This is a genomic window from uncultured Campylobacter sp., from assembly GCF_938039205.1.
Taxonomy (GTDB): Bacteria; Campylobacterota; Campylobacteria; order Campylobacterales; family Campylobacteraceae; genus Campylobacter_A.
In genome coordinates, this window is sequence record NZ_CALHVM010000047.1 from 41,746 (window position 1) to 54,744 (window position 12,999).

Genomic DNA, 12,999 nt, shown 5'->3' on the forward strand with positions numbered 1-12,999 from the left:
TTGGGACTGATAGCCGAACTAAACGAACTAGTCGCGACCGTACGCGAAAAAGACCCGTCGGTAGCCTCGTGCTGCTACGGGGCTATCCTCGTCAACACCCCCGGCATCCATGCCGTCGTTTTTCATAGACTCGCGCATTTTTTACACGTTAAAAAGTGGCGATTTACGGCGCGCTTTGTCTCGCAGATGTCGCGTTTTTTAACTGGCATCGAGATACATCCGGGCGCCAAGATCGGTAGGCGGCTTTTTATCGATCACGGCATGGGCGTAGTTATCGGCGAGACGGCTGAGGTGGGCGACGATGTACTGATATATCATCAAGTAACTCTGGGCGGCACGGGCAAAGAGTGCTGCAAGCGTCACCCGACCGTAAAAAACGGCGTCACGATAGCAGCCGGCGCAAAGGTGCTAGGGAACATCCTAATCGGCGAAAACGCAAAAATAGGCGCAAACTCGGTAGTGCTAAAAGACGTGCCAGATAACGCCACGGTTGTAGGCATCCCCGCTAGGATCGTGCGGATAAACGGCGAACGAGTCGGCGAGTAGGTCAAATTTGTGCCGGCTCAAACTTTTTTATTTCATCAAATTTTAAAATTTAAATAAACGGCGAGAGTGAAATTCGGCAAATTTAAAAGGCTGATTTTTTAGTTTTTGAGTAGTGGAATTGACGCCAAATTTGAGCTAAATTTACTCCTCAAATATTGGAAGTTTCGGCTCTTTTGCTTTTTGTGTTTTACTGCCGACGTTTAAATTTTGCGCATCATTCGCGGCGCTCAAATTTTTATTATCGTCAAATTTATCAGCCTGCACAGCACCGTCAAATTTGGCCGGCTCGCCGGCTTCATTCGTCGTGATTTTTAGTCGCTTCATCGTCTTGGCTGATTTGCTAAACTCTATTAGATCCTCGGTTGTCTTTACTTCGCTCGGGAGTTTTTGCAGTGAATATTTAAAAATTTCAGCCGCCGCGATAGCGTCGCTTAGGGCTCTATGATGGGTATTATCGATGCCTAAAATTTCTTTTAGCGTGCCTAGGCCGTATTTTGGCGAGGCGATGGTGCGGCGGGCTAGGTCTATCGTGCAGAGCTTGCGGTTTAGTAGCTCGCCGTATCCCAGCGCTTCTAGCGTCGCGCTGATAAATCCGTAGTCAAAGTGAACGTTGTGCGCCACAAAAACGCTTTGACCCAGAAAAACCTTAAACTGCTCCATGACGAAGGCTAGGCTGGGTGCGTTTTTTAGGTGTTCTGCGGTGATTCCCGTTAGTTCGCTGATATTTTCCGGGACGTATGGCGCGTACACGAATGTTTCAAATTTGCCGATTATTTCGCCGTTTTGTAGCTTTAGCGCACCGATTTCGATGATCTGGCCGCTATTTATGCCGCCGCTAGTTTCTATATCTACGACGCAAAAAATTTGATCTTTTATCTCTTTGCGACGAGTTTTTAGCTCGATTTGGTTTTTTGCGGTACGGGTTATATCAAGCCCCAGCGCGCGCCACATCTGCACGTCGCGAACATCAAAAAGCTCGGAGTATTCGTCCATTTGCTTGGTCGCAGCGACAAAGTCCGCGTAGGCTATGTTTCGTTTGGCGATGACGGCGAGTAGGGCTTCGAAATCTTGGTTCAAAACTCGAGCTTTAGCGAGCGGATAGAGTGCTCGTATGAATTTGACGAAAATATATAACTGCCCGCTACGACGATATCTACGCCTGCCTCATCTAGCTGCGCGACGTTTAGTCCCGTCACGCCGCCGTCCACCTCGATCATGCATTTTGCGTTTTTACGCTCGATCATTTCGCGTAAGCTGCGGGCTTTTTCAAGTACCGAAGGGATAAATTTTTGCCCGCCAAATCCTGGATTTACACTCATTAGTAGCACCATGTCGACTTCGTTTACGATGTGCTCGATCGCCCAGACCGGAGTATGCGGGTTTAGTACGATTGCAGGCCCCGTGCCGTGGCTACGGATGTGATCGATTAGACGCAAAGGATGCTTTTCCTCCTCGATGTGAAAGCTTAAAAATTTAGGCTTCAGAGGTAAAAAAAGATCGGCGAAAAAGGTGTTGTTTTGAACCATTAGGTGGATGTCTAGCGGCTTTGTAGCGGCTTTTGCGACGGCATTTACTACGACGGGGCCGATAGTTAAATTTGGCACGAAATGCCCGTCCATCACGTCGACATGCACAAGATCGGCACCAGCCTCGCAGATGGCCTCGATCTCGGCTCTTAAATTTCCAAAATCAGCCGATAAAATACTCGGTGCTACGTACATTTGATTGTCCTTTATTTGCTTAGAAAAAATATCGCGTCCATGCCGTCTATATCGAGTCGCACGAGGGCGCCTTTGTTTTTTTTGTCTTCGTCTTTAATCTCTTCAAAGACGTGCGGCAAGGTGAAATTCGCCTCTATCTTTTGACTCTTTAACCACGCTTCGATGCGGTCGGATATAACGCTAAGCAGGTCTGCATAGGCCTCGATCATGCTTGCGTCGCTACCTTCTTGAAGCAAAATTTTGCAGATTTTATAAACGGCGTTTTTTTCGACGCAGAGGATAAATTTGGCATTTGTCTCGCCGTAAAACGCTACCGAGCCCATGCAAAATTTCTCCTCGTCGCAGCTAAAATTTGTTATCTCGGTACTCTTGCGAGAAATAGGCAAATTTGACAAAGACGCTAGCGTGTCCATCACTACTTTTAAGATATCCGGTAAAAGATCTATTAACTCTTTGGTTATGTTTTTAGGTTTTTCGTCTTCTATACTGCCGCCGCCTTCTATCGTCGCGTCGTCATTGAAAAAATCCTGGATCGTATCGTAAAGTAGTATCCCGCAGTCCTCTAAATCATGAAGTAAGGCTTTTGAGACGTTGGATTTTTTTAGTCCGCACATAGCTATAGTTGCGCCACTATCGGCACACTCCATCGCAAGTTTTGCTAAAAACGACACGCCGTGAATATTTATAAAACTTGATTTTTTCATATCAAAAACAAAAAATTTAAAGCCGATTTTTAGCGATTGCAGGAAACTTTTATAAGCAAATTTGTCTGCAAATTCTGAGTCGATAAAGCCGTTTATCTCGTAAACGACGACGTTTTCTTTAAGGGTAGTGGATAATTCTTTTTTGTTTGATTTTATGTCGGTTAGGCGGATGGCGCACTCGAAATCTTTATGTAAACGGTTAAATTCTTCCTCGTCTTTTGCGATAACCGGTTTGTATCCGCGCCCTGATAATGTTAGCGCAATCTGGCGTTTTTGCTCGGTATCGGCGTTAAAAACGATGATTTGTTTGTTTTCCGATTCAAACTTCCCCCAAAATAAAAGCGCAACGCTGAGCGTCTCAAAAAAAGATAAATTTAAAACGTCTTTAGACATTCTTTTTAGGGCTTTAAATTTTATCTCATTGTAGTCGCAAAAACCTATATCGGCGTCATTTTCCTTTGTTATTCTTGAGACGGATTCAAGGATTAGATTAAAGCCTACCTTATTAAAATAAACGGTATTTTTAAGCGATATTAGGATATGACGTGGAGCTTTTTGGCGTAGATATTTTATATTTGCGTCGCTGATTTCATATTTATCGATATCGCCGTCTAAAAAGCCGGAAGGATAAAATATAGCTACGTCGTCTTTAAAATCTAATCTCATAAGATAAAAGAATTTCCTAAAAAAAATGATATTTTTTACGTAAATCGAGCCGGTAATTTTTTAAAATTTAACCGTGTTTAAATTTTGTTATTTTAGCTTTTTTATCCATAAATTCAGTTTAAAAACTAACGCGTTTGTAAAAGCGGCTTTAAGCTTTTATTTTGTTTATTTTGGATAAAATCAGCAGAAATTTTTATTTTCAAGGAAACAAATATGTCAAGAGTATGTGCAATAACAGGCAAAGGTCCGATGGTAGGCAACAATGTCAGCCACGCGAAAAATAGAACGAAAAGAAGGTTTTTACCAAACCTAAGAACCATCCGCGTTACGCTAGAGGACGGCACTACGAGAAAGATCAAAGTAGCTGCTTCTACGCTAAGAACAATGAGAAAACAGTCACGCTAAAATTACCGCAAATTTGAGGAGTTGTCTTTGTTTAGAAAGATTTTAAAATTCCTCAACTGGTCAAGTTCTGCCAAACCTCAAATTAGTCTTAATACCGAACTTTACGAACAACTTCGCCCGTTTCGCTTACCGCTCATCTTAGTCGTTTTGATGATGATGATCGGAGCGATGGGTTACGTCACGATCGACGGTTTTAGCCTGATAGACGCGATTTATCAGGCCGGTATGACTTTTACGACCGTTGGATTTACCGAGGTCGCGCCTATTTCTCCGGCCGGCCGGATTTTTACTATCACTTTTATTTTGCTAGGCTTTGCTGTTTTTACGTTTTCTACGGGTTTGATGCTCGAAGTTTTAAAAAAAGGCGCGCTCGTAGCAATCATAAAGGAAAGACGAATGTTATATAAAATCGCAAGGTTGAAAAACCACTTTGTTATCTGCTATCACAACCAATACACAATGGAATTAAGCCGCGAATTTAGGGAAAATCATATTCCTTTCATCGTTATCGATCCGCGCGAGGATCTGCCGGAAATCGCGGAAAAATACAAGTATCCATACTATATCGTCTCTCAGCCGCACACGCAAACTGCGCTTTTAAAGACGCATTTTTCAAGCGCAAAAGGCATGATCACGCTAAGTTCAAACATCGCAGATAACATCGCCCTTATCGCCACCGTGAGGCTATATGAAAAAGAGATCGGGCGCAAAAAGCCTTATTTTATAATGACAAACTCCGACAACCAAGACGATACCGAGCGCCTAAAAAAGCTCGGCGCAAACAGCGTCGTGAGCCCATCAAAGCTCGTAGCTCAGCGCCTTAGTGCGATGAGCGTACGTCCGGATATGGAAAATTTGCTCGAGCAGTTTTTGTATAAGCAAGACTCGCCGATCGACATAGAGGAGATATTGGTGCCTGATTATTCGTGGGTACGCTTTAAACGCCTAAAAGAAACTAACTTGCGAAACATAACAAACGCCGACGTCGTTGGCATCAAAGACGTAAATAACAAATTTATTCCGATGCCAAAGGGCGATACGCTAATCGGCACTGGCACGAAGCTACTAGTCATCGGTACTGGCGAGTCGATACGCCTAACCAAACGCGTCATAAAAAGCAAGCATAAGCCAGAAGAGCTAAAATACGTCTAAAATTTGAGACGATTTATGCGTATTTTAATTTTGCCTTTGCCTAGACAGCCGTAAATTTAATGCTAAAATCAGGGATTGATTTGATCTCTTACCAAAATTTAAATTTTACAAAAGCATCTTTTGGATTTAAATAGCGTAAAAAATTAAGCTATTTAGAGACGAAACTAAGCTACCGTAAATTTTAGGGAATGCTCCGAATTTGACGCTTTTTAACCCTCTCTTAAAATAACATTCGCTAAAATTAAATCAAACTTTAATTAAAGGAGCAAAGATGTTTCATGAGGATAGAGAGCTTATAACTAAGCTAAAAGGTACAAACGCGCACTTTACATCGCTTTTTGATAAGCACAACGAGCTAGACGAAAAGATCGCCGAAATGCAAAAAGGCAATGTCTATAACGATGCCGAAGTGGATGCTCTAAAACGCGAGAAACTCAGACTAAAAGACGAAATCTACGCCTTTTTAGCCGAGTATAAAAAAGAAAATAATCTTTAATTTAATAGCGGCGGACGATTTGCGCCGCCGTTTTTACCTCAAATTTCATCTTTTTAACTATTTAAAAATATTTCTAAAAACTTTGTCAAATTTGACTCAAAATCAAAATAAAAAATCACTGCGACAACACTAAATTCATTCGTTAAATTTGAAATGCGATCACATAGAAATTTTCTTTAAAACCCAAAAGACCGCCATGCCAACGCATAAAATAATAACCGCCCAAATATATTCCATCTTATTTCCTTGCCTATTTTTTCCGAAGCTTAATTTGTTTTTCGTTTATTATAACACAAACTTACGGCTTTTCGGAAAGGCCGTGATTTAAGAGAAAATTCGCTAAAATTTATGAAAGTTTAAAAAGGATGGAAAATGGATGAGAAAAAGAGTGTTTTTATCAACCGCGAGCTTAGCTGGCTACGCTTTAACTCGCGCGTTTTGGCTCAGTGCGAAAAGGTGTTGCCGCCGCTTGAAAAGCTAAAATTTATCGCGATTTATATGACTAATTTGGATGAATTTTACATGATCCGCATCGCGGGGCTTAAGCAGCTTTTTGCCGCTGGAGTCGCAGCTAGCGGTAGCGACGGCATGAGTCCACTCGAACAGCTAAGAGAGATCAGAAAATACATAAAAGACGAGCTTGCACTCGTGGAAAAGCACTATAAAGACGCGCTAAAAGAGCTCGCGCAAAACGGGCTTTTTATGAAAAATTACGACGAAATTTCGCCCGAACTTCGCGCCAAATGCGACGAGTATTTTTTCTCAAATATCCTGCCCGTCATCGTGCCTATCGCGGTTGATGCCACGCATCCGTACCCGCATCTAAATAACCTTAGCTTTAGCTTAGCCGTTAAGCTTGCCGACGCGGATAGTCCAGAGATCATAAAATTTGGCATGATACGTATCTCGCGCGTTTTGCCGAGGTTTTATCAGGCGGCCGATAATGTCTACGTGCCGATAGAAACGATCGTACACCGCCACGCAGAGGAGATTTTCCCGGGTTACAAGCTGCTTAGCTCGGCGGCGTTTAGGGTTACCAGGAACGCCGACATCGTCATCGAGGAAGAAGAGGCGGATGACTTTATGATGATCCTCGAGCAGGGGCTCAAGCTACGCCGAAAAGGCGCCTTTGTGCGCATGCAGATACAAAAGGACGCCGATGCCGAGATAGTCGAGTTTCTAAACTCGCACATGAAGATTTTTTATAAGGATATCTACGAGTACACCGTTCCGCTCACGTTAAATTCGCTCTGGCAGATCGTGGGAAATAAAGAATTCTCCCACCTCTGCCTGCCGCCGTATGCGCCAAAGACCCTGCCGCCTTTTAGCAGCCACCTATCGATGTTTGACGTCATCGACAAAGAGGACGTGCTGGTCGTGCATCCCTACGAGAGCTTTGATCCCGTCGTGCAGTTTATCAGGGAGGCGAGCAAAGACCCGCGCGTGATCTCGATCCGCATGACGCTCTACCGCGTCGATAAAAACTCGCCTATCATCCAGGCTCTCATCGACGCCGCAAACGACGGCAAGCAAGTAACCGTAATGGTCGAGCTGAAGGCGAGATTTGATGAGGAAAATAACCTGCACTGGGCAAAGGCCCTAGAAGACGCCGGCGCGCACGTGATATACGGCATCACGGGCTTTAAGGTGCACGCAAAAGTGAGCCAAGTCATCCGTCAAGAGGGCGGCAAGCTTAAATTTTACATGCATTTATCCACGGGCAATTATAACGGCGGCTCGGCGAAAATTTACACCGACGTGAGTTATTTTACGAGCAGGGCGGAGTTTGCGAGCGATACGACGACGTTTTTTCACATACTTTCGGGCTTTTCTAAAAACCGCCGCTTGCAGACGCTCTCTATGTCGCCGATGCAGATAAAAGAGCGCGTGTTAGAGATGATAAAAACCGAGACTGCGCACGGCGAGCAGGGCAGGATTGTGGCGAAGATGAACGCGCTGGTGGATAGTGACATCGTGGACGCGCTGGTAAAGGCTAGTAGCGCGGGCGTAAAGATCGATCTCATCGTGCGCGGCATCTGCTGCGTGCGCCCTGGTGTGAAAGGCCTAAGCGAAAATATCCGCGTGAGATCGCTCATCGGCAAATACCTTGAGCACGCGAGGATATTTTATTTCAGACACGCCGACCCTCAAATTTACATCGCTTCCGCCGACTGGATGCCGCGAAATCTCGAGCGCCGCCTAGAGCTCATGACGCCGATAATCGATAAAAATTTGCAAGAGCGTTTGCTTGAGTTTTTGCGCTTGCAGCTTAGCGATAACGAGCTGGCGTTTGAGCTGCAAAACAGCGGCGAATACGCCAAAGTAAGGCCAAAAGAGGGCGACGCGCGCATAAACTCGCAAGAGGTACTCGAGGAGTACGTGAGCGGGATATATAAGGCGACGAAAAAGGATAGCGATAAGGGAAAGAGCGAGCAGATGGTGGCTAAGCTTTTGAAAGAGAGTTGATCGGCTTGTCTCGCGAGTGCTTTTCCGAGATTTTGTAAAATTTCGCTCCGCAGGCTACTTGCCTAGCGCACGCTCAATTTTGCTTCAAAACTCGAAAAATCATCTCGCGATACTTCGCCTTATCGTTTTGTATTTAAATTCGAAGTCAATTTGTAAATTTTGAGTTCAAATTTTATTCGCCGAGACCCGCACCTTGATGCTGCTAAAATTTGACTCACAAATTTGCAGAAATCTCCGCATGTCGCGAATTTTACTTCGCTAAACTTTTGTTGTACGCATTCTGGCTAAAATTTAGAAAATACAAAAGCACGCCAAATTTAAGGGATAAAATGAACTCTTTTAATGTCTTTTTCTCTGGTTTTTCTCTTGGGCTCTCGCTGATCCTTGCTATCGGAGCGCAAAATGCCTTCGTGTTAAAACAAGGCATCAAAAAAACAGCATGTTTTTCTGGTTTGTGCCATCTGCGCGCTTAGCGACGCTACGCTGATTTTTGCGGGTGTATCGGGGTTTGGCTATGTGGTGGAGCACTATCCCATCATCAAAACCGCCGCGCTTTGGGGCGGATTTGTATTTTTGAGCATTTACGGGCTGCGTAGCCTTTATAGCGCGTTTAGTGCCTCGCATGCGCTAACGGCTGGCGGCGAGGAGGCGCACGGAGCGGTTAAAACAGCGCTTCTCACGCTAGCTTTTACGTGGTTAAATCCGCACGTTTATCTTGATACGGTCGTGCTACTTGGTTCGGTTTCTACGAAATTTGGCGAGAGTGCGGGACTCTTTGGTGCGGGCGCGATGTGCGCGTCGTTTGCGTTTTTCTTTTTGCTCGGATACGGAGCTAGATTTTTAGCGTCGTTGTTTCAAAAGCCCGCCGCGTGGAAAATTTTGGAGTTTTTCGTCGGTGTAACGATGATAGCGCTTGGCGCGATGCTAATCGTCGGTGAGTGAGGGTGCTTAAATTCAACGACTAAATTTAGGTAGTTTTGTTGCGCTGTTTTTATGCCCCGTTGGCTAAACTTTGCTAAAATTTAAGTAAATTTACAAGAAAAGAAAAAATGAACGACCAAATTTACCTTATCGGCGACATTCACGGCTGTTATAAAACCCTTTGCGCCCTGATAGATCGCTTGCCGCGTGGTGCTGATTCTAAAATTTGCTTCGTGGGCGATCTGATAGATCGCGGCGAGGGGAGTTTTGAGGTCGTGCAGTTAGTGATACAGCGCGGTTACGCGGCTGTGATGGGCAATCACGAATACCGCCTTTTGCAACACAAAGACGCATTTTTGCGTGGCGAAATGCCTAGCGATCCGCGCTGGTTTTACCTAAACGGCGGCGCACAGACTTTTGCATCCTATGCCAAAGCCAGCCGTGCCCAGAAGCTCGCGCACATAGAGTTTTTGTTAAATTTGCCGTTTTATTTGGAGTTTGACGAGTTTAAAAACGCGCAAGGCAGGCGGCTCGTCGTATCGCACTCGGCGATTGGGCGGATGTGGCGGCTGCGTAACTCGGACGGCGATAGTGCGGCGGAGTTCAGGCGGCACGTGCTTTGTGGCAGGGGCGATTTTAGCCAAAACGATGACGTCTTTAACGTTTACGGACATACGCCGATCGCTGAGCCCGATATTACGGAATTTGGCGCAAATATCGACACTGGCTGCGTCTATAGGCACGATTTTGGCCATCTTTGCGCGCTTGAATTTCCGAGCATGCGAGTCTTTATGCAGGAAAATATCGAGGAGGGCGGGTGAGTTTATTCAAATTTGAGGCCAAATTTGACTAAAATTTGAAATTTATGCACCGAGACCAGCACCTTTAAGGCACTAAATTTGGTTTGGTTAAATTTAGCGTTGCGAGTTTGGTTTCCTTGCGTAAAAAAACAACCGTTTGAGGTTGTTTTTTTACTTTGTTGTAAAGGGGGTGGGGGCTTGAATGGCGAAGTCGCTCCCCACCCCCTTTAATTCCCCTCCCCCTACGACGCTTTTAAGGTGGCGACACTGCTTTGCTGACGTAAAGCGTCGCGAGTTTTTGACTCTAAATTTGATGTTTTCAGGGTACGGGTCTCGGTGGGTCAAATTTGAAACCGAAATTTACAAATTTGACTTCAAATTTAAATACAAAACGATAAGGCGAAGTATTTTTTCTTTAGACGAGGCGGAAATGAGCCGAGCGAGGGCGCATACATATAGTATGTAACTGAGCTTCGGTGAAATTTCCAACGACGTATAAAGGAAAAACAAGCCGTCAAATTTAGAGCTTGCGGATTTTGGCGATCTCGTCGCGCAACGCCGCCGCCTTCTCAAATTCTAGCTGCTCCGCGGCTTCTAGCATCTGCTTTCTTAGCTCTTTGATTATGCTGGCTCGCTCGCTGGCAGGCATTTTTTCCAGATTTTTGCCGCGTTTATATATCTCGCCTTCATCCTCGACGTGCAGGCTCTCCTCGATGTTTCGGCTGGCCGAGCGCGGCGTGATGCCGTGGGCGCGGTTGTATTCGTCCTGCATCTTGCGGCGAGCCAGCGTCGTATCCATCGCTTCTTGCATGGATTTGGTGATCTTTTTGGCAAACATCAGCACTCGTCCGTTTACGTTTCTAGCCGCACGCCCCATCGTTTGGATTAGGCTTGTCGTAGAGCGTAAAAAGCCCTCCTTATCGGCATCCATAATGGCTATGAGGCTAACCTCTGGCAGATCAAGCCCTTCTCTTAGCAAATTTATGCCGATAAGCATATCAAACTCGCCTCCGCGCAGCCCGCGGATGATCTCGTTTCGCTCGACGGCGTCGATATCGGAGTGCATGTATTTGACTTTGATGCCTAGCTCTGTGTAGTAGCGGCTGAGCTCCTCGGCCATCTTTTTGGTGAGCACGGTGACTAGCACGCGCTCGTTTCTCTCGATCGTTTTTTTAGCCTCGTCAAATAAAATCTCCACCTGATTTTCGCTATCTTTTATCTCGATTAAGGGATCTAGCAGTCCCGTCGGACGTAAAATTTGCTCGTAGACGTGGCCACAGCTCAAATTTATCTCGTATTCATTTGGGGTTGCCGAGACAAAAAGAAATTTGGCGCGTTTGTTTATAAACTCGTCAAATTTGAGCGGACGGTTATCTAGCGCGGAGGGCAAACGAAATCCGTACTCCACCAGTACCTCTTTGCGGCTGCGATCTCCTGCGTACATACCGCGAAACTGCGGCAGGCTCACATGGCTTTCGTCTACGATGACCAGGTAGTCCTTGCCTCCTAGCTCGAAATAATCAAACATAGAGTAGGGCGTCTCTCCCGCCTTTTGCCCGGTTAGGTGGCGCGCGTAGTTTTCGATGCCCTTGCACATGCCCGTGCTGCTCATCATCTCTAGATCAAATTCCACTCGCTGTTTTAGGCGCTGCGCCTCAACGAGCTTGCCTTGCTCGTTAAATTCTTTTAGCCGCTCAGCTAGTTCCTCTTCTATCTGTTTGATCGCGATTTTTAAGCGATCTGCGCCCACGATAAACTGACTCGTGGCATAAAGCGTAAATTTACCCACGTCTTTTAGCTTTTTGTTTTCTAGCACGTCAAAGTGATACATCGCATCGATCTCATCGCCGAAAAACTCGATGCGAAGCGCCTCATCACCCCAGTACGCGGGATATACGTCCACCACGTCGCCGTTTACGCGAAAGTCGCCGCGGTCGAAATAAACGTCGTTTCGCTTGTATCCCATATCCACTAGCTTTTGCAGTAGCGCGCGCTGGTTGATTTTATCGCCGACGTTTAGGTATGCGACCATGCCTTGGTATTCGCTAGGATTACCTAAGCCGTAGTTGGCCGATACCGACGCCACGCACACGACGTCGTCAAAGCTAAGCAAGCTCGCCGTCGCAGAGAGGCGCAGGCGCTCGAGCTCCTCGTTTACGGAGCTGTCTTTTTCTATGAAAAGATCCTGGCGCGGGATATAGGCTTCGGGCTGATAGTAGTCGTAGTAGCTGATAAAATACTCCACGTGATTTTTAGGGAAAAAGCCCTTAAATTCGCTATAAAGCTGCGCGGCAAGGGACTTGTTGTGCGTCATGATTAGCGTTGGCATATTTAGCTCGCGTATAACGTTTGCCATCGTAAAGGTCTTGCCTGAGCCCGTGACGCCTAAAAGCGTTTGGTATTTGTTGCCAGATCTTACGGAGGCTACGATATTTTGGGCTGCGCGGGCCTGATCCTCGCTCGGGCTAAATTTGGACGAAATTTCAAAATTTTTCATTTTTTACCTTAAAAATCAGCTTTTTTTGTTACAATTACGTAAAATTATACCAAAACTAAGGAAAAAGATGTTTGATAACGATAAAGTACTAAACACCCTAACCGACAAGGTAAACGACCTGCTGGCTAGATATAACGAAATCTGCGAAGAAAACGAGTCTCTACGCAACGAACTAATCAGCGTCAAAGCCCAAAACGAAGCCAAAACAAACCAAATCGCCCGCCTAGAAGAAGACCTGAGAACTAAAAATACCGAGAGCGACGACGTTATCCGCAAGATCGAAGCGGTACTGGGAAAATAAATAAACGATGAAAAAAATAACGGTAAAAATAGCTTCCACATTCTACAACATCAGCCTCGAGGACGACTTTGCCCAAAATTTTGAAAAAGAGTGGGAGACCTTTACCGGAGGCAAAAAGTATCTCGACGTCAAAGAGCTACTAAGCGCCTTTGTCCAAAAATGCTATGAAAACTATCAGCAGGAGCGCGACTTGCGCTCTTTAGCCCAAAAAGTAAGTAAAGAAATAAGTTAAATTTTATCCTAGATTACTTTTTTACACGCACCCATATAAAAAGATTTCATTTTAATATATTTTTAAGCTAATTATCTATATAATTCCGCCAA

The 12,999-nt window shown here is 45.3% G+C and carries 14 protein-coding genes; 10 read left to right on the forward strand and 4 right to left on the reverse strand.

The genetic code is table 11. From position 1 onward, the window contains the following. Entirely contained in the window at positions 1 to 546 is a 546-nt protein-coding gene (gene cysE / locus Q0394_RS05960) for a serine O-acetyltransferase (RefSeq protein ID WP_298946134.1), read from the forward strand. A 141-nt stretch (positions 547 to 687) separates the two neighbouring features. Here the strand turns inward: cysE and Q0394_RS05965 are convergent, their stop codons facing one another. Genes Q0394_RS05965 through Q0394_RS05975 form a run of 3 tightly spaced genes read right to left on the reverse strand, consistent with a single transcriptional unit; the run spans position 688 to position 3,637 of the window. Then, entirely contained in the window at positions 688 to 1,623 is a 936-nt protein-coding gene (locus Q0394_RS05965; protein ID WP_298946136.1) for a 3'-5' exonuclease, read from the reverse strand. Next, complete coding sequence (rpe, locus tag Q0394_RS05970; RefSeq protein WP_298946138.1) at positions 1,620 to 2,267, reverse strand: ribulose-phosphate 3-epimerase; 648 nt, start codon at positions 2,265 to 2,267, stop codon at positions 1,620 to 1,622. The genes Q0394_RS05965 and rpe overlap by 4 nt, the downstream gene beginning before the upstream one ends. An 11-nt stretch (positions 2,268 to 2,278) precedes the next feature. Then, the gene (locus Q0394_RS05975; protein WP_298946140.1) at positions 2,279 to 3,637 is read right to left on the reverse strand and encodes an STAS domain-containing protein; all 1,359 of its coding nucleotides are present in this window, start codon (positions 3,635 to 3,637) and stop codon (positions 2,279 to 2,281) included. A gap of 213 nt (positions 3,638 to 3,850) precedes the next feature. On the opposite strand from Q0394_RS05975, the gene rpmB reads away from it, so the two are divergent. The 7 genes from rpmB (at position 3,851) to Q0394_RS06005 (ending at position 9,898) form a co-directional block, all read left to right on the forward strand. Further along, positions 3,851 to 4,042 carry a 50S ribosomal protein L28 gene (rpmB, locus tag Q0394_RS05980; protein ID WP_002945979.1) on the forward strand — a complete coding sequence of 64 codons (192 nt, stop codon included), beginning with the start codon at positions 3,851 to 3,853 and terminating at the stop codon, positions 4,040 to 4,042. Positions 4,043 to 4,063: 21 nt separating this feature from the next. After that, positions 4,064 to 5,194: a potassium channel protein gene (locus tag Q0394_RS05985; RefSeq protein ID WP_039895073.1), complete on the forward strand. Its 1,131-nt coding sequence runs from the start codon at positions 4,064 to 4,066 to the stop codon at positions 5,192 to 5,194. Positions 5,195 to 5,465: 271 nt separating this feature from the next. Continuing rightward, positions 5,466 to 5,690: a YdcH family protein gene (locus Q0394_RS05990; protein ID WP_298058618.1), complete on the forward strand. Its 225-nt coding sequence runs from the start codon at positions 5,466 to 5,468 to the stop codon at positions 5,688 to 5,690. Between the two features lie 372 nt (positions 5,691 to 6,062). Next, positions 6,063 to 8,156, forward strand: a complete 2,094-nt coding sequence (locus Q0394_RS05995; protein WP_298946142.1) for an RNA degradosome polyphosphate kinase — start codon at positions 6,063 to 6,065, stop codon at positions 8,154 to 8,156. A gap of 329 nt (positions 8,157 to 8,485) precedes the next feature. Continuing rightward, on the forward strand, positions 8,486 to 8,629 hold the full coding sequence (locus Q0394_RS11960; protein WP_366115749.1) for a hypothetical protein: 144 nt from the start codon (positions 8,486 to 8,488) through the stop codon (positions 8,627 to 8,629). Between the two features lie 13 nt (positions 8,630 to 8,642). Beyond that, on the forward strand, positions 8,643 to 9,098 hold the full coding sequence (locus Q0394_RS06000; RefSeq protein WP_366115761.1) for a LysE family transporter: 456 nt from the start codon (positions 8,643 to 8,645) through the stop codon (positions 9,096 to 9,098). 107 nt (positions 9,099 to 9,205) lie between these two features. Beyond that, complete coding sequence (locus Q0394_RS06005; RefSeq protein WP_298946144.1) at positions 9,206 to 9,898, forward strand: metallophosphoesterase; 693 nt, start codon at positions 9,206 to 9,208, stop codon at positions 9,896 to 9,898. 499 nt (positions 9,899 to 10,397) lie between these two features. On the opposite strand, the gene uvrB is transcribed toward Q0394_RS06005, so the two are convergent. Further along, positions 10,398 to 12,374 (reverse strand): excinuclease ABC subunit UvrB, encoded by a 1,977-nt coding sequence (gene uvrB, locus Q0394_RS06010; RefSeq protein ID WP_298946146.1) that lies wholly within the window; start codon positions 12,372 to 12,374, stop codon positions 10,398 to 10,400. A gap of 67 nt (positions 12,375 to 12,441) precedes the next feature. Between uvrB and Q0394_RS06015 the strand changes: the two genes are divergently transcribed. Together Q0394_RS06015 and Q0394_RS06020 are read left to right on the forward strand one after the other, a co-directional pair. After that, on the forward strand, positions 12,442 to 12,675 hold the full coding sequence (locus tag Q0394_RS06015; protein ID WP_002946661.1) for a hypothetical protein: 234 nt from the start codon (positions 12,442 to 12,444) through the stop codon (positions 12,673 to 12,675). A gap of 7 nt (positions 12,676 to 12,682) precedes the next feature. Beyond that, a complete protein-coding gene (locus Q0394_RS06020; RefSeq protein ID WP_002946662.1) occupies positions 12,683 to 12,907 on the forward strand; it encodes a hypothetical protein in 225 nt (74 codons plus the stop codon). Positions 12,908 to 12,999 lie beyond the last annotated feature (92 nt).